This window comes from Desulfovibrio sp. ZJ200 (assembly GCF_011039095.1).
Lineage (GTDB): Bacteria > Desulfobacterota > Desulfovibrionia > Desulfovibrionales > Desulfovibrionaceae > Desulfovibrio.
Map to the genome: position 1 here is coordinate 31,086 of NZ_JAAKEH010000015.1, position 26,190 is coordinate 57,275.

Sequence of the window (26,190 nt, forward strand, 5' to 3'; positions counted from 1 at the left end):
CATTCCGCTCATCTCATACGCGGACGTGAAATCACAAAGCCGGGTACGCCGCCGGAGGGTGAAGCCGTCTGAACGGCGGCTTTGACTTGCGGAGCCGTGAGCTGCCTGTATGCCTCCACATGTTCCAGGGCTTCCGCCAGGCTGTCAAAGGTGGCGTGAACGGTGCGCGCCCCGTTGATGATATTGTTTTTCTCGTACTGGACACGCAGCCCGATTTTGTCGTTGCCTGTTTGGAACACGCGCAGCTCATAGCTTCCTCCGTCTTCCGCCTCCAGAGTCAACGCATGTTCGTTTTTGCCATAAAAATCCGAACCGCTGGCGGAGAAGCCCGTGCCCACAAGCCGGTCGTGGTATGATTGGGAGGCGTCGGCGTTTGAGGGAAAATTTTCTACAGTCTGTGTCATGGCCTCGGCTATGCCATACGTTGCCGCATCCTGCCGGGCAACGGTCATAGCGTCCTCCGCTGTCTTGAATTTTTTGGAAACAGCATAGCGTGGCGCATCCTGGCATGTATGCCAGTGATCATCATCATACATGGTATAAACAGGCCAGCGAGTGGCATTACGAAAATGAGCACGCTCCAAAACATGATGCGTGGAATGCTCATACGCAGCATACTCGATTTTGGAGTCCCCTTCACCAAATGCCAACACGGTTTTGGGTATGGGAGGGAATGGGTACTTGCTCTCCATTTTTGCGGGTGGCGTTTCCTTGAGTCCACGCCGCGCGGCGTCCTCGCGGGCGGCGGCCGCCCCTTCTTCCAGTGACGCGAACCGCCGGAGTTTCACCCCTTGCGGCACAGTCGCCGTAGTGTGCCACTGGCCATCCTCGTACAAACTTTGCCCCAGGGAGCCGATGCTGTTGTTGAAATAGGAACGGCGCAGCACATACCCTTCCAGGGTATAGCCATTATGCTGATTGGACACCGTGTATTCCGTTCTGCCTTCGCCTTCCCCGTATTTCAGCGTATGAGACTGGTTTTCCTTCGGGGCGGCTGGAAGCGGGGTGCTTGAAAGCGGGGTGGCAGCTTTGTCGGCTTCTTTTGGTTGCGCTGCTTCCGCTGTCGTCGGCTGTTCATCGGTCAGACAGGTTTTCGGCGTCCAGGTGGAAACATAATTTGGATCATCCTGCATCCGCTGTAATTCACGCATGACAGCGTTGTGGTTTTCCCGCGTCAGAGCAAGTTCCTCCTGCTGGGGAAATGCCTTGCCCAGAGCAGCCTTCACCGTTTCCAGTTCGGCACGTTCCTGCCGGGTGCGTTCCCGCTGCTTTTCTATGGATTCGTCCAGTCCCTTGCCAAGAAAGTTGTCCACACGCTGAAACAGACCGGACAGGCTGAGCTTGTCGTCAAAGCTGTAGCGCAGATTGTCGGGCTGGAATTGCTGATCGCCCGCGCCCTGGAGAATGATCCGGAAGCCGTCATACGAGGAGATGCTCATACTTCTGATAATGGTCATTGTGAAGCCGCGATACGTCCCGAACAGCACCTTCGCGCCGGAATTTCTGGTGACTTCCTTGATGCCGCCAACCAGAATATCCCGCATCTTCTCGCCGTCCCTGTCCCCCAGTACCTTTCCCTCATGCACCAGCTCCACCAGAATTTTTTCTTTGCCCTTTTCCGTCATCGTGCGCGTGTTGGCGTCTCTGAGCTGGATATTTTCGGCATAGTCCGCTTCCGCCTTTGCCAGTCGCGATTCAGCGGAGGCAAGGTATTTGAGGCGATCCCGCATCCTGTGCTGGCCGCGCTGATGCTGCGAATACAGGGCTTCCAGCTTGCGTAAATCGCTTGCAAGCTGCACCTGCATGAGAATAAGCGGATTGCCGGAAGCTGCGGCTTTCATTTCCGCCGCATTGGCGGCTTCTGAAGACACATCATCTATGACACGCTGGAGCAAATCTCCCTTGCGAAACTGTTCTATTGCGGCTGACTTGTACTCGATACATTGCCACATTCTCGCGTCATACGTCTGTTTTGTGGCGTAATTGTATATCTGCACAGAGAAAGTATCGGGATCGCGTTCGTAGAACATATTCCCCTGGCGGATAATGCGTCCGTTGCGTTGCTCCAAATCCGAAGGCCGCCACGGCGCGTCCAGGTGATGCGCGGCCACAAGCCGTTTCTGCACATTCATGCCCGCGCCCATCTTGGCGGTGGAGCCGAGCAAAATGCGAACGCGCCCGGCATTCATGTCGGCAAAGAGCTTTGCCTTGCGGATGTCCGTGTTGGCGTCATGGATAAAGGCGATTTCCTCGGCGGGAATCCCCTTTGCCATGAGTTTTTGCTTCATGTCATCATACACGGAGAACTTGCCGGAAGACATGGCGATGACCTCATCCATATTGACGACACCGGCAAGAGCGTCGTCCCCGTCATCTTCGGCCATGTCTTCCTGTTCCGGCGTTTCGCGGACAAAAGTGCCGTCCACGTCGATAAGCGCCCCGGATTCCAAATCCTGCCGTTCGCTCTGAGCGGATGCCGGAGCCTTGCCGCCCTTGGGCGTGGACAGGTCGCAGAAGACAAGCTGTGTGCCCTTGTCGGCAGATGTTTCGCGCCAGATGTCGTATATCCGCGCCACAGCCGTATTGAGCTTTGAGCCTTCAAAGTCCTCGGCGCTTGGCTTGATAAGCCGGAAATCCAGACCGGCCTTTCTGGCGTCATTGGTGACCTTGAGCGGATTATCAATGTGCGGGTCTTTGGGCAGATTCTCCATGCGGAAGATAATAGTGCCCATATACGTCGCCTGATCATCGGAGCGTTCCACAACCTCATTGACGGGTTTGCCGCCCCTGACCGGAGGCGTCAGGGGCCGCTCCCCGGCCTGTTTCGCCTGTTCGTCCAGGTCACTCCTGGTCACGACATCGGCAAAGGTGCGATACATGGAGAGCAGTTCCGGCACGTTCTGGAACTTGGCGAAGCGGCTTTTCAGCTTGTAATTGACCTGTGTTTTGATGTATAATTTATTGAAATAACATGATAAAAAATTTAAAAATATTTTTGATACCCTGAAAGCTACCCGGCAAAAAACGGGATGGGAGAACACTCTATTGTACGTTACCGGACAGAATGTTCATAGGCGCGTAGCGTCTCAGAAGATACCCGCATTTTCAGTCCCATTTTTTTGATTTTCTTTTTGGACGTTCCGGGATAAAATAGTATATCCTATCGTTTTCAGGAGTACCCCCATGACCTTTCCACGACATTCTCGCCAAATACCGCGCCGTTTCCTTTTCCGAACGGGACAAGGGCGACCGTTTTGAACGCTTGATGCAAGTTTTTCTGCTAACTATCCCCTGGTACGAGGGCAAATTCCGGCATGAGTGGCTTTAGCGAGAATTTCCGTACAAGGAAAGCCTGGGCGGCAAGGATACGGATATTGGTGTTGTGCTCAAGGGAGTGAAAGGGAATTCTGGACAATTCAGTGTAAATGTTATGATAATAAGTTCAGAATCGCTAAAAACTCTGCAAGTGAAACCTATGTAAAGATGTAGTGGTATTTTGAATTATGTTTTTCTGTATTTAGAGTTTGTATTCATATTGTGGATGGCAATTAATGGTAACCTTTGAGAAGGATTATTATATTATGGATTCTTTTTCGATCATCGCCAAATTTATTGCAGCCTATAATGATCCGGTAAATAAAATATTTGTTGATATCATCGGCATGATTGTTATTGGGGGAGCATTACTGGCTGTTATTAACAAATTCCCCCCTCTACGTGAGTTTTTACCGTATCTTTGTGGAACACTTGGTATTTTTGGTACATTTTTGGGAATTTTTTTAGGGTTAAGCGATTTTGATTCCCATAATATCTCAAAAAGTATTCCTTCATTATTGGATGGCATGAAGGTTGCTTTTTTTTACATCTATTGTTGGTATGTTTGCAACGATAGCACTGAAGTTCATCTATTCCATTCGGGATTGTTTTTATATAAAGGGAGAAAAGGATGCTATTTCCATTCTGAAAAATATTGAAATTTCGACCATAAAAGCAAATCAAGGTATGGAAAAATTGAGTGAAACATTGAACAAATGTTTCAAATCAGATGAAGAATATTCACTGGTATCGCAAGTTAGACTTATTCGCCAAGAAATGAGTGATAACAGTAAAAGAATGGAAAAAAAGTTTTCTGAATTCTCGGAACAGTTTGCCAAGATGGCATCAGAATCATTGGTCAATGAGTTGAAAGCTGTTGTTGATAAGTTTAATGTTATGCTTAATGATCTTGTCAGCCAGTCATTTGTTGATTTAAAAGATTCAACAGAGCGATTGAATCAATGGCAGGCTGAACATAAAGCTACACTACAACAGCAACAGGCGAATCTTTCCAGTCTACTCTTGCAGATTTCTAGCCTTAATACTTTGTTCAAGGAAAGTGTGCAGCGCCTTGAAAAAGTTTCAACTGAAATTGATTCTATTGATGGTAGTTTAAGTGCAATTACGGTCTCTGGTGAGAGCTTGGAAGAGATTACGAGAGAGCTTGGGAGGCAGAATAAGTCTCTTGAGGCTTCTTTGTTGGAGATTGCTCATACAGGCGAACAGGCAAAAGCTGCTATTCCTACTATTTCGCAAGGCTTTACCAAACTCTCTGAACAGATGTACCTCATGCAGGTTCAGGTCAATGAATTTATCGAAGACCTTGGTAACTCTTTGAAAAATCATGCGGATGAGTTCCAGTCTTCTTGTCAAAAACAAATGAATACCATGGATGAATCCATACGTTCGGTATCGCATAAAATTATTGCGACCAATGACGAGCATAGTAAAGCTGTGAAAACGATGATTGAAGATTTTAACAGGCATTCTGAAAATGTCCAGATGGCCTCTGAAGAGCAGATAAAAAATATTGAACATGCTCTGGAAACAGAGTTGACAAAATCTCTTGAAAGTTTTGCTGGCTCTATGGTGGCTTTGTCGCAGAAATTTGTTTCTGATTACTTGCCATTGACAGAGCGTTTGGCAAAAATCGTGCGTCTGGCTGAAGGGGCGCATTGATGGCTCTTTTCAAAAAGCAAGAAGACAGCGACTGGAGTTCAGTGTCTGATCTCATGTCAGGACTGATGATGCTGTTCTTGCTGATTGCCATCGCCTATATGCTTAATGTTGCGGAAGGACAGCGAAAGGTCAAAAAAATTGCCGTCACCTATCAAGAAATTCAGTTAAGTTTATATAATGACCTGATGAATGAGTTCAAAAAAGACCTGCCAAAGTGGAAAGCTCATATCGATCAGAAAACTTTGGCGGTTCAGTTTATGGAACCTGACATTTTATTTTCCTTAGGCAAAGCAGAGATAAATGAGCGGTTCCGAGAAATACTAGATGATTTTTTTCCAAGATATATGGCCATCATTTGTTCTGATAAATTTAGGGATAGCGTTGAAGAAATCCGTATAGAAGGGCACACATCGTCAGAATGGGGAAATAGAGAAGTATCGCTAGATGAGGCATACTTTAACAATATGGCACTTTCCCAAGAGCGTACGCGATCTGTATTGAGTTATTGCTATCATCTTGATAGTGTAGCGGAATATAAGAATTTTATGCGTTCTCATATTACGGCCAATGGTCTGTCCTCAAGTCAGCCTATCCTTTTTAAGGATGGAACAGAAAATACAAGGCTATCGCGCCGTGTAGAATTTCGGACCCGTACGAATGCAGATCAGAGAATAGTACAAATTTTGGACGAACTTCAGTATGATTAAGCTTCCTGATTTTTCGCGATGTGTTGAAGTTCAGCAACTATTATTCTCAATGGGGATAAGTCATGTTAAAGATTTACCTATTGTTAACTTTACAAGAAAAATTGAAAAAAAAGTTATCGTGACAGTAAAAAATACGGAACAACTCCGATATGCTTACGAACTCAAGATAGGTGCCATTCCTCTTGGAAAAGGAGAAATCTTGGGATCGAATAATGGTCTTATTGAAATAAATGGTTTGAAATCTTGTATATATATCAAAGATCAGAGAGGACAGTATTATAATAATGGAATTTCATCATATAGATTTCATTTATGCTGGTGCAATACTATAGAAGAAATGTCTAATTCTGGAAGAAAAAGTAGATATGTGGCGACAGCACGGGATGATGGGCTTTTTCCTGTCAATCACCAGTTTGATGAAGGGCATGAAGAAAAATTAGTAAAGCTTGAATTATGTAAAAATTGTAGAAAAATACTTGAAGAAAGGAAAATGTATTTTTCCCCATTCACGCTCTGTGAATTTTATAAAAGGTATCAGACACATATAGCAGATAGCTTTACGCGGGAAGAGACTCGTATTTCTGAAGAACAGTATGCACCAAACCATGATGAAGTAGCATTAAAATACAAAAGTATTGCAAAGTATGTATGTTCTATATGTGGAGTAGATTGCTCACAGAATAAAGACCTACTACATTTGCATCATAAAGATGGTAATGGGCAAAACAATAAACATTATAATTTGATGGTGTTATGCGTTGATTGTCATGCTCAGCAACAAAAACATTCATATATGAAGAAAAATCCTGACTTTAAAGAAAATATGCAAAGATTAAATGAATTAAGAAAGTCTCAGGGGCTTATTGTCATTAACAATGGCTAGCCGTAATATTTCATCTTCTTCATTCAGCCCCCTCATCTTCCAGCAAATTTATTGGAAGAGGTGGAATCCATCTAAAATCATAGCAGCGGTATGGACTATTTCGTGGCCCATACCAGTATCTCGTAAAGTGTCCTCGCCTAACATGAGGAGGCATCTTTTGGTTTGATAATTCTATTTGTGCTTTACTTTTATATTTTCGTAGGCTGTAGCCTATTTTTTCAGCTACAGCATGAATATTGGGGTTTTCAGGAGGAAAAATTCTCCAGCCATTTTTGATCTTTTGTGACCGAGGGCGACTAATGGTGGCTGCTGCCGTTATACCATCTATTTCTGGAGAGTCTGAGCAGATATACAAAATCAAAGATACTGCGATAGCCGCATTATTTACATTTATTTCATCAAAATACTCTTCTGTTAACGTAGAGTTAATTCCTATTTCCTGCTGCTTCTTGATATTCTCCCGTTTATAAGAATTTATCGCTTCAGATATTGATAATGATTTTTGCAAAGGAATTCTAACAAGATGCGGTTTAGGTAAGTTATCATCATTGTCATGTAGAAATGTCAGCTCGAGATATTTTTTTGAGTTTGCAGATTCATATATAAGTGTAGCGAAAAATCCATCATAATCATGATTTCCCCATTTTATATAGATACTCCAAGCGGGAAGATGAAGGATATTCTCAACTGAAATCTTTGCATCAATATCTGACTTTGCGATGGCTTCAAAAGCTTCATTGTCAAAAATAAATATATCCTGTGTAGGTCTCCAAGAACCAATAGCAGCCAAGAATGCGGCAAAGTGATTTATTTTCCCTAGTGTAATAGGATCATTCTTTTGAGCAAATTGGGGTTCTGCCATCACCACTAATATAGGCCATACATCTAAAGGAAGAAAGCACCATGCAGGCCAGTTATTCCTTTCCCGATCTCTATATTCATCTATTTCTCTCCATAATCTACTGAATTTCTTGTTTTTATTTATTGATTGTAAAAGGCGGATAGGAGCATTGTCTTTTTCCATATGAAAATCTCTTTGGGGTATTTAGTTAAATTTTGCTTGATTAGGATTCATTTCATACGGACTATGAAATAATTCCTATTCTATTAGAAAACATTAATCAATACAAAAACACCGAGCATTATGAAAAGAATAGCAATGCTCCCTTTTCTCCATCCCCCCTTTTCCGCCTCGGCAAACTCCTTCGCGGCCGCGCCTCCACAAAACATCCCCGCCGCGAGGCACAGCCCGCCGATAAGCCAGCCGGAGGGCATGTGCAGAACCGCCGCCAAGGGAATATCCCGCCCCGTGTCGATACGAAAGCCTGCCCAGAGCATCAGGCTGCCGTAGGCCAGCAGGCAAATCAGGGCAAACAGTCCCATCGGCACCAGTCTGGCGTATTGAATCTTGGAAGCAAGGTTCTGTGCCTCCTGCACCACGCTGTCGGTGAGCCGGGCTTGCGCGGCGGCGGTCTCCTTTTCGGCGGCAGCGGCCATGCCGTCCATGATGGTTCTGGACGCTACGGCGATTTTCTCCGGCAACGCCTCATAGTAGACGCGCTGATATTCCATCGCGGCCAGCAGCGGCCAGAGCGCGTCGTCCTCCCGGAGATTCAAGCTGTTGCCGACCTCCCGCAGACGGGCCGTTTCCGTTTCGGACAATTTCCTGCCGCACGCCTTGCCGAGATCAATCACGCTATCCATGCTCATGACGTTTCTCCCATAACACGTTCAAACATGTTCGCGCACAATCTCCGCCAACGCTGCAATTCCGCCCGTGTGCCGAAGGGCATTTCAGGATGGGCGGCGCGGATGGACATACGTCTGGAATACAGCCAGTCGGCCACGCGACCGGCCACCGCCGGAAAGTCCAGCGTCATGCCGTTCTTTTCCACCACTTCGCGCGCTTTGGAGCTGTTATACATATCAAAACGCCGCGCTTCACCGAAATACAAATTCCGGCAGACGTGGATGGGTACATCCGTGAATACTTCCTGAAAGGAATGCAAAAGCTCTATGGAATCACGGTGCCGGTTGATTATCCAGAAAACAACCAGTTCCCGCCGCATTTCCCGCAGGGCTTCCTTCATGATGTCGCCATAACTGGCCGTGCTGGTTTTGGTGCGGGCTGCGGCATTGATGACCACGGCATGATCCGGGCAGTTCTGCACAGTGTCCAGCAGCTCCGCCCAGCCGTCGGCATCGTCCAGGCTGTTCAGACGGCAGAGCAGCTTCGGCAGGGCAAGCTCCTTGTGCGCCTTGAATACGTCCGGGTTGTCGGTATCGGTATCCACAAGCAGGATGTTCGCGTCCCTGTTGAGCAGATAGTCCACAAGGGCGAAGGAAAAGAGACTCTTGCCGACGCCGCCCTTGCTGCCGCCAACATAGAACACGCTTGTTTGAATGTTCATGATCAAAGCTCCGTATCGGGTATGTCCGGCGTATAGTAGGCCGGGGTATTCTGCTCGGTTTTGTCCTCTTTGGGAGGAAGCACAGTTGTTTTTGTCTGTTCAGGCCGTGGCTTCGGCTCGTGTTTTCGCGGAGCCGCCTTCGCGGGAAGCACTTTTGCCCGGATGACGGGCGCGGGAATGATCACGTTGCCCTGGGCCATAATGTCTGCCAGTTCCTTCACCGTGTATCCCTTTTCAATCGCTTTCAGGATATGGGCGTTGAGCAGGTCTGCGGCTTCCTCCCGCGTCTTGCCGAGATTTTTGTCCGGCAGGTCGTCCAGGATTTTCCGCATGGCATTGATGTCTTTCACCGGAATACGTTTGAACTTTCCCATGCGTTTCCTCCTATCTCATCCGCCTGCGCGGTCGGCTCTGGCGTTCCCGCTCTATGCGCCGTTTTTCAAGGTCGCCAACAAGGTTTGCAAGCTGCTGTACACTTCGCTGACATCGGTGAACAATCTCTTCAACGTGCGAAGTTCCGTCTGAAGCAGCATCTGTTTGTCCTCCAGTACGTTCATCCTCGTGCTGAAAGCCGTCAGCCGGGCATTGCAGTTCTCCTCCATCCGTTTCAGGCTCTGTATCAGCATCCGTTCTGTTTCGGTCATGAATGGTATCCTCCTGAAGCTGGGGCAAAAGGAGGGCTTCCTCGCGGGGGAGCTGATTCCATTTTGCCGGATAGCGTTTGATGTTGCAGGCGGCGCGTTTTTCAATGGCGCGCTCAAAAGCCGGTTGCAGACGGGCAACCATGCGCCGCGCCGTTTCCTGCTTCTTTTCTTCGGATTTTTCCTTCGGGGCGGCTTTGGGCGTCCAGCCTCTGGCGTAAAAACCTCCCCTGAAGCGCATCTTCATGCCGCTGTCCGGGGCGATGACGCTGATGTGGTCCCTGCCTTCGCGGTTGATGCGCAGTCCCTGTTCCTTCAGAGCGTTCAGAACATCTTCCCGGTTCCGGACAAGTCCCCGCGTTACTTTCTCCTTGAGAAGGGCATGAATGACCTCTTTGGCCCTGTCGCGGTCGCTTTCCCGGATTTCCTTGCCCCATCGCGCCATTCGCGCCTTGAACAGGTCGGCCTTTTTCGGAAGCTCGTCCCGCGCCCGTGCCGGATCATCTGGCCGCGCCCAGCCTTCGCGCCAGTTGAACAGGTCGCGGAAGACAGCAAAGTCCTTTTGCCAGCCGGGAGGGCAGGCGTTGAAATCCTTGCCGCTGGAAAGCTCCAGTCGCGGAATCAGAAAATGCAGCTCATGATGCCCGGCATGGGTATGCCGTACCCAGAGGATATTGCGCTGATCCGCTTCCAGTCCGGCGAAGGCCACCTGCTCGAAAGCGTCCATGACTTCCTCTTCCTGTGTCTCGCTGATCTTCTCATCAGGGTGCCACGACAGAACGCCGGAGGTGAATTTCCATCGCCGCTCTATGCTGTCGATGAGCGCACGGGTCATGGCGGGATCGCCGCGCAGCACCTGAGGCGGGGCTGTGTCTCTCCCCGGATAGTCCGGGCGCACAAGATAGCGGCTGGGCTTGTCGCCTTCTCCGGTGCCGTGCGGAAAGACCTTCATCAGCATGGCCCGGCCTCCGGTTCATCTTCCGCTGAAGCGCATGATGCGAACTCGGCGATGCGCCGTTCGATGCCTGCCAGCGCCGTCAATACCTCCACGGCTTCCGTTGCCCGCTTGCAGGTGTTGGCCCATCTCGCGAGCTGATTGATGTTCGCGCCGATGCGGGCCAGTTCCCGCAACCGCCGTTTCTCTTCCGGCGTTTTCCGCAGGCGGATGCCAAGGCAGGTCTGGCGGATGTACTCCGACATGCTCATGCCATGCACTCCCGCGTTGAAGCGGAGGATGTCGCGCTCCTCCGGGAACACGCGCACGATGACAGCGGCGTTGCGCACGGGCTTGACGCGCCTCATTGCCTTTCCTGCCTTTTTGCCTTTTGGGGTTCGAAGGGGCTTTGCCCCTCGCCAGCCGTGAGGCTATACGCGCAGCGTATAGACGAAACGTAAGCTGGCCCTCGGAGACAATGACGGACAAATGAACAGGCATCCGCGCAAAAACAAAGACGCATGGTGCGGGCATCAGGAATGCGGCGAGTGCGTATCGGGCGTGAAGCGCAGTCGTATCCGGTGTGTCGCTGGCGGGTATAGCGACGGCTCCAGATAAACATCCGGCTCGTAAGAAGGCGGTATGCGGCGAAAGAGTGAACGCCATGCACAAGCCGCTCAATCAGTATCCGGCTCACAACATGGTCAGCATGATGCACATGACGGCGCGGGCATTTGAACGTCGGGCGGGAGGCAACGCCGTATGTATCGGGAAGATTCTGAGGAGAGTAAGCCGGGACGGGCTTGCAGGTATCGCGCCCGCCGCGTGCCGGTATGGGGGAGAGCCGTGGGAGGCGGGAAACGCTTTTTCGTGTCGTTGTCTTTATGCTTCTGGCTTGCGAGTTTCCTTTGACCGAGCCCCCGCCGGAGGCTTCCTCGTCCGTCGCCCGCAAGCATCCATAGCCGGAAAGCAAGGGCGTTTGGTCAAGGCCCGCGAAGCGGCCCGACCGGGCACGGCCTTGACCGGATGCACGCTTCCGGCACTCCTGCGGGAGTGACGGACGGAGAGCCGGGGGAAAAACGGGATTCATTTTTCCTCCGGATCGACAGTGAGCTTTTCCAGAAGCGCGGCAATATCCGCCGCTCTCCACGCCGTTGTGCGCGGACCGAGTTTGACGGGTTTCGGATACCGACCGCTCTTGCAGCCCGCCCACCATGCGCTACGGCTGACGGGGATGAGCGCAAGTACCTGCGGCAGACGAAGCAGAGCGTTACTGGGTATATTTTGCATGGACTTTCTCCTGTCTGGTTAGGTTCGGCACAGCATATCATAGGTTTTTCCGTCCCTTCTGATTTGAGGTTCCCGCATACAGCGGGATAAATCCAATATTGTCCTGTGAGATGCCGCTTGTGTTTAAAAAAATTCAAAATACCACTTGACATGTTTTTGTGTTTGAAGATGTGTTGATGTAACTTATTGAAATTATATAATTATAAACACGCATGGAGGTAATGTTTTCACTGGATTGTATTGGACATATTCGCCCCTTGTTGCTTGTAACAGACATTATGACACTTCATTGTCCTGCTGTGCCTCTTCGCGCAAGCCGTCCAAAAAGTCAGCCCATGCCTGCATCATGCGATGCCGCTGGGGAAGATATTGGGCATGGTTGTAGGCGATACGGGAGGTATCCTTTTCCTTGTGAGCCAGTTGCCGTTCTATCCAGTCCGGATCAAAGCCCTGTTCATTGAGCAGGGTCGAGGCCATAGACCGGAAGCCATGAATACACATTTCCTCCTTGCCGTATCCCAGGGCGCGCAATGCCTGTAACGGAGTGGAATAGTGAATAGGCTTCCTCACGCTGTTTCTTGAGGGGAAAAGATAGGTTCCGCCCCCGGTAACGGCGTGAAGCTCCTTGAGAATGGCAATCGCCTGTGATGACAACGGGACGATGTGCGGTTTTCGCATTTTCATACGCTCGCCAGGTATGTGCCATTCCCGTGCTTCAAAATTGAACTCGCGCCATTCGGCGCGGGCAAGTTCGACGGAACGGACAAAGAGCAGAGGGAAAAGACGCAACGCGCACTTAACCTGGAAATGGCCGGGATAGTTGTCCAACCTGTTCAGAAGCACGCCGATTTTTTCATTGGAAACGATGGTGGCCCTGTGCCTGCCCTGATGCGGACGTATGGCTCCGCGAAGGTCGACGGCAATGTTGCGCGTCACTCTGCCTGTGGCCACGGCGTAGCGGAAAACCATGCCGCAATACTGGATGATTCTGTGGGCGACAAGCTCCTGTCCCTGTTTTTCAAGGGGCTTGAGTATCAGCAGCAGGTCTTGCGCCGTGACCTCGGAAATGGGCTTCCGTTTCAACGCGGGGAAAAGATAGTGTCTGAATGTGTATAGTTTTCTTTCCCTGTCTTTTTCGGAATTGTGGACGGTCTGCGTTTCATGCCATTCAAGGACAACATGCTCGAAAGTATTGGCTTCCGCGAGAAGGGCGGCGTTCTTCATCTCTTTCTTGTGCCTGCCCGGATCAATACCGTCGGCAAGCAGCTTTTTGGCCTCATTCCGTTTTGTCCGGGCATCCTTCAAAGAGACAATCGGATATTCCCCGAAACTGAGCAGCTTTTCCTTGTCATTGAAGCGGTACGCCATGCGCCAGAGCTTTGAGCCGGTCCTGGCGACATAGAGGTACAGACCGCCGCCGTCCGCGTATTTTTTCGCTTTTTCAGCGGGCTTCAGATTCCTGATTTGCGTGTCGGTCAGCATGACGTACCTCCCTGACGGGATGTCTCCCGCAACGCCTTGTCTCGCAGGAGAAAAAGATACCCGGCCCATTCCCGCATCATGGTTTTTCTTTCCGGCAGATACTGCCACGGATCAAAACGTGTGCGGCCGGAGCGCGCCAACTGTATGTCGATGATGTTCTGTTCGTACCCAAGATCGGGCAACAGTTTGGCAACAAGAGAGCGGATTCCGTCAAAGGACAGCTTTATGCCGTCATATCCGCGTCTGCGCAGGGAAACGGTGATGGTAGATATGTCGATGGGACGTTCAGGTATGCGAACGCCGGGGAACAGCAAGGTTCCATGACCGGAGTATGCCTTCAATTCCCTGAGAATGTTGACTACCTGCGGCGCGAGAGGCACAACATGCTCATGTTTCGCCGCCATGCGTTGCGCGGGGATGATCCAGAGCCTGCGGGAGAAATCAAATTCGCTCCATGCCGCGCAGCGTAATTCGCCGGAACGGACAAACAGCAAGGGAACCAGCCGCAGAGCGCATTTGACGGGGAAATAGCCGTCATGCCGCTCAAGGTTGAGCATAATCTGGCCGAGTTTCCCGGCGTCGAGCGCGGCGGCTCTGTGTCCTGTTTGTCTGGAACGCAGCGACATGGGCAGTTCTTCCGTGGCGTCCCGCGCGGCCTTGCCTGTGGCGACGGCATAGCGGCATATCTGGCCGCAGACATCCGTCAGTCTGCGGCCTCCGCGCAATTTCCCGGATTGCCGCAACGGTTCAATGGCGCTCATAATGTCTTCGGCGGCAATGTCTGTCATGACCTTTCCGCCGAAGGCCGGAAAGAAATATTCCGTCATCCCCCGCATCATGAAGGCGCGATAGCGGCTTCTACAGTGAAGGGTTTCCCGCTCGTACCATTCCATAGCCACGCTTTGAAAGGTGGCTGTGTCGGTCGATGCCCGCGCGGCCTTCCTGTGTTCCGCCGGGTCAATGCCGTCCTTGAGCACCTCCTTGGCTTCATCCCGGCGTTGCCGTGCGGCGCGGAGCGACACCTGGGGATATTCACCGAAGGAAAGGAGCTTGGCCTTTCGGTCAAAACGGTACGCCAGTCGCCAGAGCTTTTTGCCGCTGGCCGGAATGAACAGGAACAGCCCGCCGCCGTCCGCGTACTTTTTCGGCTTGTCGGCGGCTTTCAACCCTTGAATAAAGCGATCATCCAGCATGGTTTTCTCCGTGTCAGGGATACCCGTAAGTCCCCATGAATCCTATGGTATCCGATACCCACAAATAAAAATATTTGTAGTATTCTCAATAAATTATATGAGAATATTTCAGAATACCGATTGGTATGGATACCCTGAATAATACCCGGAAAACAGCGGGATGCAAGGCGCTTTTCCTGGACTTCTCTGGATGAATGATTTTAGATAATATATTGAAATATAAGATATTATAAGTCTAAATAGATCTATTTGGACGTGAAATGAGAGTTTGTAATTGACCCCCGTAGCGTCCAACTCCCAACCATTGGTGACTTGCCCGAACGTGGATGCCCAGGCGTCAAAAAATTCAATATCCTTGTTTTTCAGCTCCTCATACTGCATATAGCGTTGCAGAGTATAGACTTCAGCAATGGTATTGCTGATAGGCGTTCCGGTCATGAAGTACACGCCACGTCCATCATTTTTGCGTTGCAGATAGCGGCACTTGATGAACAGGTCGAGCGCCTTGGCGGAACCTGTGACATTACCCAGGCCGGAGACGTTCATCGTGGTCTGAAAGGCCAGATTCTTGAACTCATGGCTTTCATCCACAAAGAGCGCATCCACGCCCAAATCCGAAAAGTCCACATTCTCATCTTTCTTGCCTGCCGAGGCAACCAGTTCCTGGTAGCGGGTTTCCATTTTCTCCCGCTGTTTTTCCAGTTGCTTGATGGTGGCCCGTCCGCCCGCCGCCTCTTTTGCGGCCGCAATGGCGTCTATAACCATGTTGATCTGTTCCTGAAGAATTTCCTCCTGCACATCACGCGGCATATCGATCTTGCGAAAGGATGAATGTGCCACAATGACGGCATCCCAATCACCTGTGGCGATTTTGGCAAAGAGCCGCTGCCTGTTCTGTTTGGTAAAATCCGTCTTGTCCGCAACGAGAATGTTGGCGTCAGGATACAATTTGTAAAATTCATCGCGCCACTGGTGCAGCAGGTGGTTGGGGACAACAATCATGGGCTTGGAAAGAAAGCCCATGCGTTTGGATTCCATGACCGTGGCCACACAGGCCAGCGTCTTTCCCGCGCCCACAACGTGGTCGAACAGGCAGGTGCCCTCCTGAATGGCCCGCCACACCGCATTTTTCTGGTGCGGACGCAGTTTGACCGCCTCGGAGGCGTTGACCAGTTCAAGATGCGATCCGTCATACTGCGGCGGCACGTTGGTATTGAAGCGTTCGTTGTAGAGTTTACTGAGCATGTCGCGCCGTTCATCGTCCGTCCATACCCAATCCAGAAACGCCTGCCTGATTTCATCGGCCTTTTGCATGGCGGCGGCGGTCAGTTCCTGATCAATGACCATAATGGGCTTTCCGTTTTCGTCATAACTGCCGCTTTCCTTCTCAACCTTGATGGGGCGATTGATGAGCAAGGATTCAAGAATCTTTTCCGCCGGATATTCGGGGATGCCCCACACATTGTCGTTTATGGCCATGTCCCAGATATCCACTTTCGCCAGCCAGCGTCCGAGCGTGGGCAGCCAGGTGATCTCCTGCATCCCCTTGCCGCCGTGCAGATGCTCCACAAAATCCGAGATGACCTGCGCCGGAACCCAGGCCGATCCGAATTTGATGCCGATGTCCACGGCCTCAATATCCGGCGGCATGACGGCAGCCAACGCTTCCACATTGGGAGCGAAGCGGGGATCGGATTCCGCCGCGGCCTGCGCCCGATGCAGCTTGGCGCGGACATTGCCGGTCAGGTATCTGTCGCGGATTTCCCACTCCTCAGTGGCGGGATTCAGGAAAATCTGCCCCTGGTCGCGCAATTCCGTCTGAATGTCCTCCGCCGGACGATGCAGAAGCTGCGCCATGCGGCTGAAATCCACCCTGCCGTTTTCCCGCAGGGCAATGAGCAGAGCGTCTCTGGCGTTTTCCGCTGTTTCCGCCACCTGCGCGGGCTTGAGCACCCGTTGCCGGAAAATGGCGGCCTTTTTGGCCGAGGCGGGACGGGCGGTTCCGCCATGCTTGCGGGCCGTTTCCGGCGACAGGCCCTTGTCGTAGTCGGCCTCAAGTGATTCCAGCAGGCTGTGTTCGGGGTCGTCCCGCATCAGGCCGCGATTGGTCTGGGAATTGAGGTGGCCGTACTTTTTGACGAAAGCGTCATACTGACTGTTGAGACGGCCACGCAGAACCGTCATTTTACTTTCGTCGCCGTCGCTCTTTTCCTCATTGAGCAATTCGCGCAACGTGTCCCGAATCTGAATCATGCCCGCCAGACGCAACCGGGCGGTTTCGTTTTTGACCGGCAGCAGATCGTAATCGTTTTCAGCAAAGGCGGAGGCGACTTTGAAGGCAATCTTCCGGCTTTGCGGCTCAACGCACAACGCGCCGGGCTTCAGCGCCTGGAAATACGGGCTGCGGATGAAGTCGGCGTTGCGTACCCGGACTTCCGTGTTTTGCGGGCTTTCCTCTCGCGGCACGAAGCAGTCCGCCGGAAGCGCGTCCAGACGTTTGGCGATTTCCGGGCCGAGTTCCAGTGGCGTGTCGGTAATACAGGACAGCGCGCCCTCGTACATGCCGCCGTCAAAGACCATTCTGCCGATCATCTGGCCGGGATTCTGGAGGAAATAGCTGTTGATCACGGCCTGGCGCGAACCACCGTTTTTGAGGTCGTCCACAACGCCCGAACCCGTCGTGATCCAATCCCTGCTTCGCTTGTTTTCGCCGTTGTGGCGCTGGAAAAACACGATGTCGGTCGTGACATCGGTGAGCGCGTTCTGGCGGAAGGCTGTTTCCGGCAGGCGGATAGCGCCGAGAAGATCGGCCTGGCCCGCGATATGCTCACGCGCCGAGGAATCGGCGGCGTCCAGAAAATAGCGGCTGACCACAAAGGCCGCGACGCCGCCTTCCCGCATCAGGCTGATGGACTTGGCCAGGAAATAGTTGTGGATGGAGAATTTCCGCAGTTCGGGGAAATCAGGATCGTACAGCGACTGCTTGCCGAAGGGAGGATTGCCGACCACGGCGTCTATGCCAGCGTGACGAAGCCGGCTGTTCTGGAAACCGGTGTTAAGATGTACTTCTTGGGGATAAAGGTATTGAGCGATGGCTGAAGTCGTGGGATCCTGCTCCACCGCTAAAAAGAGGGCACTGAAATGTTTGGGGCAGAGACCGATGAAGTGGCCGATGCCCGCTGAAGGCTCCAGGATGCGGAGAGATTCACCCATGCCGAGGCCAAGCCGGGAAAGCCCCTCATATATGCCCCGAATGACCGTTTCCGAAGTGTAGTGGGCATCCTGCGTGGAGCGGCGGGCGGCCGCATAGTCGTCCGGGGAAAGCAGACCCTGCAATTCCCGGTATTCAGCGGCCCATTGCTCATTTTTAGCGTCAAAGACCTGCGGCAGCCCGCCCCAGCCCACATAGCGGACAAGAATTTTCTGTTCTTCCGGCGTGGCCAGTTTCGCGCCATTGGCCTGAAGCTGTTTGAGCAGGCGTATGGCGGCGATATTATCCGCATATTTGGTTTTCGCACCGCCAACGCCCAGCCGGTCTTCAGGAGTTATTTGGTAATTTTCAGGCTCATGTCGATGCCCATGCTCTCCAATATCTCCCAATCGGACATCCCCCGCAGGCTCGCCTGCCGGGCCGTCTCGCTGCTCAACGCCTGTGCTTCCGTCTGTTGCTGACCGTACAGTTTCAGGTCGAAGGCCAGGCTCCCCTTCGCTTCCAGCATCCTCAGTTCGTCGGGGCTGTTCAGCGCCCAGCGATCCAAAATCGAGTAGCCCAGGGGCGTGTAGCCCCCGCTGCGCACGTCGTTGATTGTTTCGAGCTTGAGAACCTTTCTTGCGATTTCGAGGGGACAGGTTTGTCTGTCGAGCATGTTGCACCTCCCAGGGAAGGGTATGGGTGAAATGGTGGATTTCCTGTACGGTCAGATACTCGTCGGCTCCGGCCTCAAACAGCTTTTCGGGCGTCCGTTTGTCGCCGTCCATGATCTGCATGATTTCAGGATTGCGGCTGTACATGCGCGAGCCGTCGCGCATTTCATACACGGATTCGCCGTTGCCGTTGAGGCCGAGGAGCGTTCTTTCCGGCTTGTCGTTTGTCGGAAAGGAAAAGCCCTGATGCTGTTCCGGCTCCGGCACAACGGAAGCCGGTTGCGCCTGTTCAGCCTGTACGGGGGAAACGGCTTCCTCCCGCATGTCGTCCTGGATGTTTTCCGCCCGTATTTCCTCGATCTGCGTCGCCATTACATCGAAGAGCGACAACTGGCGAGGATCGTTTGCCTGCTTGCGCCGTCTGGCCATGTGTCTGTCCTTGTCTGGAGGACGGGCAGGCGGCGCATGGTCGGGCTACCCGTCATTGTGTTCCGTTTGGGCGAGTTTCAGCTTTTCAGCGTTTTCAATAAAAATCCGCCCGTTTTCCTCAAAGAAAACAACCTTGTCCCCTTCCTTGACGCCGAGCTTCTGCCGGACTTCGCGGGGAAGCGTGAGTTGGCAGCGCGAGGTGAGCTTGGCCAGTTCCATGCCTGTTCTCCTTGTTTCTTACTTCCAAGTATTGTCTTGGAAATAAGATAAAAGAGCTGTGGCAAAAGGTCAAGCGCCTGTCCCCTTCGGCTACAAAAGAGATTCGTTCAGCAGGCCGCGCGTGATGATTCCGATGACGCGCTCCTGAGCGTCCGAATCCCCGGCGCGAACCTGGCGGCTCAGTTCCAGGGCCGTGGGCAGTTCCGCCGCCGTGAAGTCGCAGGCCGGAAAGCGGATACCGTTGAGAATCCATGTGGGCGTGGACGTGATGCGCGATTGCGCGGCGACAATATCCGCGCTCACCAGAGAGGTGGCAGCTTGCAGGGCGTCCGCAAGGGCTTCCGGCGCAATGGCGGCTTCCTGAAGCGCGGACTGGAGGGCGGCTTCATAGGGAACCGGAATGCCGAGCGTAGTTTTTGGCAGAACGGCAGCCCAGAAGCGATGCGCCGCATTGAGGGAAAAGCCGCGCAACGCCTCATAGGCCAGAGCTTTTTTCAGCGATTCGCCGTATTCATCCGAGGGAATATGCCGCACGACGATGCACAGACCGGGGTTGTCCCGTTGCGCCTGAAGCGGCTCCTGAATGCCGCAATAGGGGCATTCGAGATTCGACCAGAGTTCCGCAATATCGCCCTGAAAACCGTCCACCAGTCTGCCGTCAAGGCAGGTTCTGCCGGAGAGCGCCTCCAAAGGCCGATAAGCTTGGGACAGGTCTTTGGCGATCTCGGTTTTCACGCCAGCTTCCACGGCTATCCTGTCAGATGCGGGCGTTCCTGCGTGGGCAAGATTGGTGCAGAACATATTGAAAAATAATGATAAAGCAATGAGCATGGTTTTCATGGCAGATCCTGTGGATGAAGATTAGGTATTGACAATGGCTGAAATAGCCGTATCTTATTTCCAATTACTGCCCATCGCTGATCCCCAGGTATAGCTGGAATCGGATTGGCGATAGATGAACACTTTTAAGGAGGAATTTATTCCTCCTTTTCTTTTGGAGTGCCTATGTCCGAGTCCACAGAGCTGCTGGAAGCTAAACCACGGGGCATGATCTTTGTGGACTTCTGGAATTACGAGTTGACCATGAAAGAACTTGAACCCGGTTTTCTGACAGACTGGTTCAAATTGCCTTCTATCGTTATCCAGGAAATTTCTCTTCTGCTTGGTGAAACCGTCCAATATGGACGGTGTTTTATTTTCGGTTCTTACGACCCTTCGTCGCCCGGCGATGCAAGGCTTCGTTCTTGGGCAACGACAGTCCTTTCCAAGGTTCCTGGTGTCGCGGTGAGCTTTGTGCCTCGACAGAAGCGCAGAAGAGGGCCTCACTGTACAGGTGCTGCACACCATGAAATAACAGAGTGCCCCTTTTGCCATGCTTCCATGCTCGGTACGCAGGAAAAGGGCGTTGATACACAGATTGCGACCGAAATGCTCGATATGGCGTATTCCAATTGTTGTGACGTTATTGCCCTTGTTTCGGCTGACAGGGATTTCATTCCGGCGGTGCAAAAACTCCTGGCGCGTAATATCAAAGTCATTCATGCGTTTTTCCCCAATCATGGACATGAGTTGGCCGCAACGAGTTGGGCCAGCTTTGATCTGTTCAAGGCGCGGGAGCAATTTCGCCGCTGAGTTTTGAATCAACACATTTGACACACTATGCGGCAAGATCATTGCTCTTGTTCTCCTGTGCCAGTTGGAGCAACTGCGGCACTCTCAGTTGCGCCTTTTTGAGTGAGGGATTGGCATAGAACATATCGCCCCGGACGATCTGGCCGGAAAAGACAAAATGGGCCTCGCCCTCTATCTGTTCCTGCAAGTCGCGCAGGACAACGCGGTCTTCCTGCTCCACTGTGGTGGAGTTGGCGTCGCGATAGTCGGAACTGATTTGTTCATTGACGTTGAAGCCTGTGGTGCGAAGGACAGTGCTTTGCCCTGCCTGCCCGCGCAATAATTCCCATGTCTTCTCAGCGTCCTGCATTTTCATGAGCATCAAGTTCAACATATTTTTATAAAAAAAAACAATAGAATAAATCAGAGTCACGATAAATTTACCCCTAAAATCAACCCCTATTTTTCCTGGATGGAAAAGGATTTGTCCGGCCCTTGCAGGACATTCCCCAGTCTTCCTTCCGGCCCATCAAGACGCGGCACGTTGCCGAAAGCGGCGGCACGGTCAAGGTCAAGCCCTTCGGGCGCTTCGCAACCTTGACCCTGCCGCCTTTCTTTCGGCTTTTCGTGTTTGTGGCTGATGAGCGGGAATGCCTTCGGCGGGGCTTCCGGGCAGGAATACATGGCGAAAGCAGAAAGGTGAAAAGACAATTCACTCCCTGCCGGAATACACCTCAAATATCCTGTCCCGAATTGCCGCTTGCTGGTCGGGGCCAAGAAGCAGCCTGGCATTCTGCCATGACGTTTTGCCCGTCCGTGTTTTTCGGGTTACGAGATAAAACAGACTGCCCTCAATGCCGGATTGACTGAAGTCAACTCCCTTGTCTTTGGGTGTGTAGCGACGGGAATGACAATCATCATGGGCGTACAGCACAAACTTTTTGCCCGTGGAGATGTCCCGGAAGTAGCACCCAAGGCAGGGAGTTTTTCCCCATATCTTGAAATCCAGAATGGCCTCCATGCACGAAGCCTCAATCACTGACTTGTATTCGTAAGGGCGCAAGCCGCTTTTGATTGCGCTTATGAAGCTCAAGCCCCGAATTTCCCTCTGGGGCATGGGGAAAAGCGTCAGTTGCGCAGGGACGGAATTTTTCATCACAACTTCTCCTCTTTCCGTACAAGTGACGTGCTCGCGACAGGCTGCGCGGGCTTTTCGTCAGGCAGGGGTGCAATCGCCCCGGACTTGCCGCCAGTAGCAGAAAGTTCCGCCTAGCTGTTTTCTTCCGGCGCGTTCAGTACCACCTTGAGACGGTCAAGCGAGATTGCAAGTCCGGCCTCAGTCAGCACCTCCCGAATTTGCCGTATGCTGTATCCCTTTTGAGCGGCCTTGCGGACATCGGCAGAGAGTATCCCGACAGTTTCCGCCCGCGTGTGTCCCTGATTTTGCGCCGCCAGACTGCGGAGTTTTTTGCGGGCCGTTTCTATTTGCGCGTCAGTGTAGCGTATTGGCTTTGCCATTGGCGTTTATCCTGTTTTGAATGTGAATTGACAAAATGGAGAATTGATTTTCAGTAGCACAATTTCATATTTTTATTCAACGCCATTTCGTGGATTGTATTGGATAACATAAAATTACAGTGTTGAAGATGGACGTATATGGACAATAAATAAATATTTATCATACAAAATAGAAATCAGAAAAGTTTGTTCAGGACAGTATAATACCGTCTATTTGCTTTTTTCACTGGATATAAAACTATTTCTGAGCGTATGCTGAAGCCAATCAACAAAGTGAAGGGAGCAAAGGCAATGGAAAAATCAATCAGCGGTATTTTGGCTCACGTTTGCAGTTTGTCTTTACAAGTTGGTAGCCGTCTGACGCCGACTACAAACTTGCCAAAGGCTTCGCCTCTGGACTCCGGCAAGTGTTCGGCGCTTCGCTTCTCACACTTTCAAAAGGCAGAAAGGCAATGAAGGCAAAAGGCAACAGGGAAATCCGGTATTCGCACCGGCATACTGTGCGTTTTTCGGAAGCGGAGGAAGCCAGCTTGCGGGAGCAGGCCGCCAGCGCGGGCCTGACCCTATCCGAGTATCTGCGGCGGAGGCTGTTTGGCGGGCGACCCATTGTGGCCAGAACCGACGACCAGACGACGAGGGAGTTGCGGCGGATTGGCGGTTTGCTCAAGCACAATTTCGAGACAGTGAGAACCACCGGACGGCGTGAAGACCTTGAAGAAATGAACCGTACCTTTAGGGCATTGCGGCAGGCAATAGAAGCCCTCATCCACCCGGCATGATTCTGAAAAAACTCAAGCGCACCAATTTTTGCAAGACCAAGGCCGCCATGATCGGCGGTCTTGTGGACTATATCCTTGCCAAACAGGACGAGGACGGCAATCAGAAATTCCTGTACGGTATGGGCTTCAATTTCCTGACAAGCGGCACGAAGAACTGGAAATGGGAGATGATTTCACTTGCCGAGGAATCCGTACAGAGCAAAATGCCTGTCGCCCATTGGGTCATGAGCTGGCCGGAAGATGAACTCCCAAGCCGGGAACAGGTCATTGAGGCAACACGGATCTTCCTTGAGCGCATGGGGCTTGCCGAACATCAGACCATCATTGCGGCGCACCAGAATACAGGCAATTTTCACGTCCATATCGTTGTCAACCGCACTCACCCCGCAACCCTGAAAGTCATCCAGCCCCACCGGGGATTTGACATCAATGCCGCCCACAGGATTGTCGCCGAGATTTCCGAAAAGCAGGGCTGGGCAACGAATCCTCATGCCCGCTACAAGGCCGATGAACAAGGCAAGGTTGTATCCGTCAAGCGCAATTACGAGCTTGTCCGGCCAACCCATGAAGCGGCTGAAATGGAATCCGCCACGGGCGAAAAATCCGCCCAGCGCATAGCGCAGGAAAAGGGGCATGATATTATCCGGAACGCCGTAACGTGGAAGGAACTGCACGAAAAACTTGCCGCCGTGGGCTTGCGCTTTGCCAGAAAAGGTTCGGGCGCTGTTATTTTTGTTGGGGAGACTGCGGTCAAGGCTTCCTCGGTTGACCGCAAATTCGGCTTGTCAAAGCTCTGCAAACGACTTGGCGAGTATGAGGAAGGGGAATACCCGGAAACCTGTCCCAAACTCGCGCCAGAGCCTTTAAGCCCCGTTTGCGGGGAGGAGTGGCGCGAGTATCAGGATCTCCGGCAGGAACATGCCGAAACCACACGCAAGGCCAGAGAACGGGAAACGGCGGAGCAGGAAGCCAGGGAACAGAAGCAGATGCAGGAGCGCAAGCGCGTATGTGCGTCTCTTGCCGGGCATGGTCTTTTCATGCTGAATATTGCCCGTCATTTGCTCAGGGAAAAGCAAAAACAAGACACGCCCCGCCGCCCTCGCGCATCGGGCAAGGCGCTTCCCCCATTCAGGACATGGCTGCGCGGGAAAAACAAAAGGCAGGCCGACATCTGGCGTTATCGCGGATACATGAGACGCCCCATGCGGGAAGTCAAAAGCCGTGTGTTTTCACGAACAGGCAGGATACCAAAGCCGCTGGAAGCATACAGGGCTTTTGTGGAGAAAACATTTTCCCCTGAACGCAGGGCGCAATCATGGAAAGACAGCCTGACAGCCCTTTACATGAGATATGCGGGATATACGGAAAAAGAGATAGCTGACTGCTTTATACGCCAAAATATCAGTGAAGACCCCTCAGACCAGAAGGATACTAAATTTTATGCAAGGATGATTGCTCAACAAGCCTTTGGAGCAAAGCGGGATATTATTATATCTGATATTGATGAGTCATGTATACTCAGAATAAATCAGCTTTCAGAGAAACTGTATTTGGAAAACAACAAATACAAATATATTGATTTTTCACAACAAAATAATGGAAACAGTGAATATTTCAAGCAAACAGAAAATTTTGACAAGCACAATAGTATCATCAATGCCGATAACTATATAGTTACATATACAAACACGACAAAAGAAGATTATAATTTTGTTCAGGTAATAGACAAACCAAACGGCAAGGGAAGCCTTGATGCTGAAGAAATTTCCAGATTTATGTCTCAAATCATGGATATGCAAAAACAGGGAGGAAAAATATCCTTTGTACCTGTATCAAATGATAAATATCATTTCATTATCAATAACATGACACGAGATCAGGTTACTCAAATCCAGAAAGACGGATTCAGGCCAGCTATCATATCATGGGCGGAAAGTGATGGATTTCAATGCATAATTGAATGCCCAAAACCGCATACAAAACATGATGCCGACATCGAAAGACAGATGATGAATTTTTTTACTGCGAAGTACGGCTCAAGTAAAAATTTATGCGCACAAGGCAAAGATTCAAATGACAGGGAAACTCTTGCCGGAAGTATTGATCTGAACGGGAATGTCATGTTTGCCAGACGTGGAGATTGCGCAAAATCTCTGGAGATGGTCAAAAATCTTGCGAAACAATATATCAAACAGGATGAACATGACGTGTGCGCCAGAATCGACGGCATGGAAGGAGCCTACAGAAAACATTTGCGGGATATTCAGGCCAATCACCGTTTCAATGGGGATTGTGCTCCCGAATATGAAATCGCCATCAGACTGATGTATAACGGATACACGCAAGAGGAGGTATGCCGGGCTGTTTACCAATGCGCGCCTTCCCACTGTAAATTGCCCCATTGGAAAAAGAGCTGGGGCGAATATGCTCAACATGTCGCCAACTACGCCTTTTCCGCAAGCGGCAAAGCGGCCATATCCCGCAACAGGGAAAATCTGCCCCACTGGCGGGAAGTGGAAGGCAGGGATCCGGACAACAAGTTACCGTACCCGGAGCAACCAGTCGAACAGAAGATGAATCAACGCGTTCGTCATTCTCAATGAATACTGGTGTATGTGCTTTCACATCACACATAATCGGGGAACGACATGGACAATCTTAAATTTTCCGAATAAACCGCGCGGGGTTTCCGGCCACTATGGTATCTGGCTCCACATCATGCGTGACAACACTCGCAGCGCCCACGACCGCATTTTCTCCGATGGTAACCCCTGCAAGAATTGTGGCACCCGCGCCAATCCATGCTCGTGCGCCAATATGGACGGGCTTGCATGTGATGACCTGTCGCTCCACCAAATCATGATTATTGCTTAAAAGCTGCACATTAGCTGCCAGCATTGCATTGTCACCAATGAAGATTCCACCTGCCGCCATCATCAGGCAGCCGTTCATGACAACGACATTTTTACCAATCTGCACCATGTGCGGCCTGATTGCCGTGAGGGGAGCAAATACCACACTCCCTTCTCCCATTGTCGGAAAAATCTCATGCATCAGGGCCGAGTATTCCGGCGTTTCCGGCATGGTATGATTGAACCGGAACACAAGCTGCGCGTGGCGCCTCGCAAGCTCAAGTTCCTCCTCTGTCTGGCGGGTCACATCAATACGGATTTCATCCATATCCTTATCCTCTGATTAGAGCATTTTGCTTTTGAAATTATTCAATTTCAAAAG

Annotated in this window: 26 protein-coding genes; 7 read left to right on the top strand and 19 right to left on the bottom strand. The window is 51.3% G+C overall.

Annotated features, from left to right (window positions below; genetic code table 11):
- Positions 1-8 precede the first annotated feature (8 nt).
- A complete protein-coding gene (locus G7Y52_RS06180) occupies positions 9-2,897 on the bottom strand; it encodes a helicase C-terminal domain-containing protein (RefSeq protein WP_165067997.1) in 2,889 nt (962 codons plus the stop codon).
- A gap of 684 nt (positions 2,898-3,581) precedes the next feature.
- On the opposite strand from G7Y52_RS06180, the gene G7Y52_RS06185 reads away from it, so the two are divergent.
- From G7Y52_RS06185 to G7Y52_RS06200, 4 genes are read left to right on the top strand one after another with little or no spacing between them, the layout of a single operon-like run.
- Positions 3,582-3,974, top strand: a complete 393-nt coding sequence (locus tag G7Y52_RS06185) for a hypothetical protein (RefSeq protein ID WP_165068000.1) — start codon at positions 3,582-3,584, stop codon at positions 3,972-3,974.
- Positions 3,975-4,002: 28 nt separating this feature from the next.
- A complete protein-coding gene (locus tag G7Y52_RS06190; RefSeq protein ID WP_165068003.1) occupies positions 4,003-4,995 on the top strand; it encodes a hypothetical protein in 993 nt (330 codons plus the stop codon).
- Positions 4,995-5,702 (top strand): OmpA family protein, encoded by a 708-nt coding sequence (locus tag G7Y52_RS06195; RefSeq protein ID WP_165068007.1) that lies wholly within the window; start codon positions 4,995-4,997, stop codon positions 5,700-5,702. The genes G7Y52_RS06190 and G7Y52_RS06195 overlap by 1 nt, the downstream gene beginning before the upstream one ends.
- Positions 5,695-6,585 carry an HNH endonuclease signature motif containing protein gene (locus G7Y52_RS06200; RefSeq protein ID WP_165068011.1) on the top strand — a complete coding sequence of 297 codons (891 nt, stop codon included), beginning with the start codon at positions 5,695-5,697 and terminating at the stop codon, positions 6,583-6,585. The genes G7Y52_RS06195 and G7Y52_RS06200 overlap by 8 nt, the downstream gene beginning before the upstream one ends.
- A 19-nt stretch (positions 6,586-6,604) precedes the next feature.
- Here the strand turns inward: G7Y52_RS06200 and G7Y52_RS06205 are convergent, their stop codons facing one another.
- The 13 genes from G7Y52_RS06205 to G7Y52_RS06260 all read right to left on the bottom strand — a co-directional run bounded on the left by G7Y52_RS06205 (position 6,605) and on the right by G7Y52_RS06260 (position 19,849).
- Positions 6,605-7,609 carry a hypothetical protein gene (locus tag G7Y52_RS06205; RefSeq protein ID WP_165068015.1) on the bottom strand — a complete coding sequence of 335 codons (1,005 nt, stop codon included), beginning with the start codon at positions 7,607-7,609 and terminating at the stop codon, positions 6,605-6,607.
- 83 nt (positions 7,610-7,692) lie between these two features.
- On the bottom strand, positions 7,693-8,295 hold the full coding sequence (locus tag G7Y52_RS06210) for a hypothetical protein (RefSeq protein ID WP_165068018.1): 603 nt from the start codon (positions 8,293-8,295) through the stop codon (positions 7,693-7,695).
- Entirely contained in the window at positions 8,292-8,996 is a 705-nt protein-coding gene (locus tag G7Y52_RS06215) for a protein mobD (protein WP_165068026.1), read from the bottom strand. The genes G7Y52_RS06210 and G7Y52_RS06215 overlap by 4 nt, the downstream gene beginning before the upstream one ends.
- Before the next feature lie 2 nt (positions 8,997-8,998).
- A complete protein-coding gene (locus G7Y52_RS06220) occupies positions 8,999-9,370 on the bottom strand; it encodes a hypothetical protein (protein WP_165068032.1) in 372 nt (123 codons plus the stop codon).
- A 10-nt stretch (positions 9,371-9,380) separates the two neighbouring features.
- Positions 9,381-10,595, bottom strand: coding sequence for a relaxase/mobilization nuclease domain-containing protein (locus G7Y52_RS06225; RefSeq protein WP_165068054.1), 1,215 nt, complete (start codon positions 10,593-10,595; stop codon positions 9,381-9,383).
- Positions 10,589-10,939, bottom strand: a complete 351-nt coding sequence (gene mobC, locus G7Y52_RS06230; protein WP_165068059.1) for a plasmid mobilization relaxosome protein MobC — start codon at positions 10,937-10,939, stop codon at positions 10,589-10,591. Before mobC ends, G7Y52_RS06225 begins: the two co-directional genes overlap by 7 nt.
- 718 nt (positions 10,940-11,657) lie before the next feature.
- On the bottom strand, positions 11,658-11,861 hold the full coding sequence (locus tag G7Y52_RS06235) for an AlpA family phage regulatory protein (protein WP_165068064.1): 204 nt from the start codon (positions 11,859-11,861) through the stop codon (positions 11,658-11,660).
- Between the two features lie 276 nt (positions 11,862-12,137).
- Positions 12,138-13,343 (bottom strand): integrase arm-type DNA-binding domain-containing protein, encoded by a 1,206-nt coding sequence (locus G7Y52_RS06240; RefSeq protein ID WP_241159617.1) that lies wholly within the window; start codon positions 13,341-13,343, stop codon positions 12,138-12,140.
- Positions 13,337-14,536, bottom strand: a complete 1,200-nt coding sequence (locus G7Y52_RS06245; protein ID WP_165068074.1) for an integrase arm-type DNA-binding domain-containing protein — start codon at positions 14,534-14,536, stop codon at positions 13,337-13,339. Before G7Y52_RS06245 ends, G7Y52_RS06240 begins: the two co-directional genes overlap by 7 nt.
- Before the next feature lie 108 nt (positions 14,537-14,644).
- A complete protein-coding gene (locus G7Y52_RS06250; RefSeq protein WP_241159618.1) occupies positions 14,645-18,136 on the bottom strand; it encodes an SNF2-related protein in 3,492 nt (1,163 codons plus the stop codon).
- Positions 18,082-18,402: a hypothetical protein gene (locus tag G7Y52_RS15225; protein WP_241159619.1), complete on the bottom strand. Its 321-nt coding sequence runs from the start codon at positions 18,400-18,402 to the stop codon at positions 18,082-18,084. The genes G7Y52_RS06250 and G7Y52_RS15225 overlap by 55 nt, the downstream gene beginning before the upstream one ends.
- A 472-nt stretch (positions 18,403-18,874) precedes the next feature.
- Complete coding sequence (locus G7Y52_RS15565; RefSeq protein ID WP_165068077.1) at positions 18,875-19,048, bottom strand: AbrB/MazE/SpoVT family DNA-binding domain-containing protein; 174 nt, start codon at positions 19,046-19,048, stop codon at positions 18,875-18,877.
- A 90-nt stretch (positions 19,049-19,138) separates the two neighbouring features.
- Entirely contained in the window at positions 19,139-19,849 is a 711-nt protein-coding gene (locus G7Y52_RS06260) for a DsbA family protein (RefSeq protein ID WP_206215218.1), read from the bottom strand.
- Between the two features lie 204 nt (positions 19,850-20,053).
- Between G7Y52_RS06260 and G7Y52_RS06265 the strand changes: the two genes are divergently transcribed.
- Positions 20,054-20,680, top strand: a complete 627-nt coding sequence (locus tag G7Y52_RS06265; RefSeq protein ID WP_165068084.1) for an NYN domain-containing protein — start codon at positions 20,054-20,056, stop codon at positions 20,678-20,680.
- 25 nt (positions 20,681-20,705) lie between these two features.
- Here the strand turns inward: G7Y52_RS06265 and G7Y52_RS06270 are convergent, their stop codons facing one another.
- From G7Y52_RS06270 to G7Y52_RS06285, 4 genes are all read right to left on the bottom strand, one after another.
- Positions 20,706-21,035 carry a hypothetical protein gene (locus G7Y52_RS06270; protein WP_165068087.1) on the bottom strand — a complete coding sequence of 110 codons (330 nt, stop codon included), beginning with the start codon at positions 21,033-21,035 and terminating at the stop codon, positions 20,706-20,708.
- Positions 21,036-21,118: 83 nt separating this feature from the next.
- Positions 21,119-21,370, bottom strand: a complete 252-nt coding sequence (locus G7Y52_RS06275; RefSeq protein ID WP_165068091.1) for a hypothetical protein — start codon at positions 21,368-21,370, stop codon at positions 21,119-21,121.
- 1 nt (position 21,371) lies between these two features.
- Positions 21,372-21,815, bottom strand: coding sequence for a hypothetical protein (locus G7Y52_RS06280; protein ID WP_165068095.1), 444 nt, complete (start codon positions 21,813-21,815; stop codon positions 21,372-21,374).
- 113 nt (positions 21,816-21,928) lie between these two features.
- Entirely contained in the window at positions 21,929-22,177 is a 249-nt protein-coding gene (locus G7Y52_RS06285) for a hypothetical protein (protein WP_165068098.1), read from the bottom strand.
- Between the two features lie 452 nt (positions 22,178-22,629).
- Here G7Y52_RS06285 and G7Y52_RS06290 point away from each other — a divergent pair, with 452 nt between their 5' ends.
- Together G7Y52_RS06290 and G7Y52_RS06295 are read left to right on the top strand one after the other, a co-directional pair.
- Positions 22,630-22,956, top strand: a complete 327-nt coding sequence (locus tag G7Y52_RS06290; RefSeq protein WP_165068101.1) for a hypothetical protein — start codon at positions 22,630-22,632, stop codon at positions 22,954-22,956.
- A complete protein-coding gene (locus G7Y52_RS06295) occupies positions 22,953-25,559 on the top strand; it encodes a relaxase/mobilization nuclease domain-containing protein (protein WP_165068124.1) in 2,607 nt (868 codons plus the stop codon). Before G7Y52_RS06290 ends, G7Y52_RS06295 begins: the two co-directional genes overlap by 4 nt.
- Positions 25,560-25,614: 55 nt before the next feature.
- Here G7Y52_RS06295 and G7Y52_RS06300 read toward each other — a convergent pair whose 3' ends face one another.
- Positions 25,615-26,136, bottom strand: coding sequence for a DapH/DapD/GlmU-related protein (locus G7Y52_RS06300; RefSeq protein ID WP_165068131.1), 522 nt, complete (start codon positions 26,134-26,136; stop codon positions 25,615-25,617).
- Positions 26,137-26,190: the final 54 nt, after the last annotated feature.

Excerpts from the sequence above, each read along its gene's own strand:
- G7Y52_RS06200 (WP_165068011.1), top strand. The coding sequence starts at position 5,695 with ATGATTAAGCTTCCTGATTTTTCGCGATGTGTTGAAGTTCAGCAACTA.
- G7Y52_RS06220 (WP_165068032.1), bottom strand. The coding sequence starts at position 9,370 with ATGGGAAAGTTCAAACGTATTCCGGTGAAAGACATCAATGCCATGCGG.
- G7Y52_RS06195 (WP_165068007.1), top strand. The coding sequence starts at position 4,995 with ATGGCTCTTTTCAAAAAGCAAGAAGACAGCGACTGGAGTTCAGTGTCT.
- G7Y52_RS06295 (WP_165068124.1), top strand. The coding sequence starts at position 22,953 with ATGATTCTGAAAAAACTCAAGCGCACCAATTTTTGCAAGACCAAGGCC.
- G7Y52_RS15565 (WP_165068077.1), bottom strand. The coding sequence starts at position 19,048 with ATGGAACTGGCCAAGCTCACCTCGCGCTGCCAACTCACGCTTCCCCGC.
- G7Y52_RS06190 (WP_165068003.1), top strand. The coding sequence starts at position 4,003 with ATGGAAAAATTGAGTGAAACATTGAACAAATGTTTCAAATCAGATGAA.
- G7Y52_RS06280 (WP_165068095.1), bottom strand. The coding sequence starts at position 21,815 with ATGAAAAATTCCGTCCCTGCGCAACTGACGCTTTTCCCCATGCCCCAG.
- G7Y52_RS06240 (WP_241159617.1), bottom strand. The coding sequence starts at position 13,343 with ATGCTGACCGACACGCAAATCAGGAATCTGAAGCCCGCTGAAAAAGCG.
- G7Y52_RS06265 (WP_165068084.1), top strand. The coding sequence starts at position 20,054 with ATGTCCGAGTCCACAGAGCTGCTGGAAGCTAAACCACGGGGCATGATC.
- G7Y52_RS06285 (WP_165068098.1), bottom strand. The coding sequence starts at position 22,177 with ATGGCAAAGCCAATACGCTACACTGACGCGCAAATAGAAACGGCCCGC.
- G7Y52_RS06300 (WP_165068131.1), bottom strand. The coding sequence starts at position 26,136 with ATGGATGAAATCCGTATTGATGTGACCCGCCAGACAGAGGAGGAACTT.
- G7Y52_RS06235 (WP_165068064.1), bottom strand. The coding sequence starts at position 11,861 with ATGCAAAATATACCCAGTAACGCTCTGCTTCGTCTGCCGCAGGTACTT.
- G7Y52_RS06210 (WP_165068018.1), bottom strand. The coding sequence starts at position 8,295 with ATGAGCATGGATAGCGTGATTGATCTCGGCAAGGCGTGCGGCAGGAAA.
- G7Y52_RS06245 (WP_165068074.1), bottom strand. The coding sequence starts at position 14,536 with ATGCTGGATGATCGCTTTATTCAAGGGTTGAAAGCCGCCGACAAGCCG.
- G7Y52_RS06260 (WP_206215218.1), bottom strand. The coding sequence starts at position 19,849 with ATGTTCTGCACCAATCTTGCCCACGCAGGAACGCCCGCATCTGACAGG.
- mobC (WP_165068059.1), bottom strand. The coding sequence starts at position 10,939 with ATGAGGCGCGTCAAGCCCGTGCGCAACGCCGCTGTCATCGTGCGCGTG.
- G7Y52_RS06225 (WP_165068054.1), bottom strand. The coding sequence starts at position 10,595 with ATGCTGATGAAGGTCTTTCCGCACGGCACCGGAGAAGGCGACAAGCCC.
- G7Y52_RS15225 (WP_241159619.1), bottom strand. The coding sequence starts at position 18,402 with ATGCTCGACAGACAAACCTGTCCCCTCGAAATCGCAAGAAAGGTTCTC.
- G7Y52_RS06185 (WP_165068000.1), top strand. The coding sequence starts at position 3,582 with ATGGATTCTTTTTCGATCATCGCCAAATTTATTGCAGCCTATAATGAT.
- G7Y52_RS06290 (WP_165068101.1), top strand. The coding sequence starts at position 22,630 with ATGAAGGCAAAAGGCAACAGGGAAATCCGGTATTCGCACCGGCATACT.
- G7Y52_RS06270 (WP_165068087.1), bottom strand. The coding sequence starts at position 21,035 with ATGAAAATGCAGGACGCTGAGAAGACATGGGAATTATTGCGCGGGCAG.
- G7Y52_RS06205 (WP_165068015.1), bottom strand. The coding sequence starts at position 7,609 with ATGGAAAAAGACAATGCTCCTATCCGCCTTTTACAATCAATAAATAAA.
- G7Y52_RS06215 (WP_165068026.1), bottom strand. The coding sequence starts at position 8,996 with ATGAACATTCAAACAAGCGTGTTCTATGTTGGCGGCAGCAAGGGCGGC.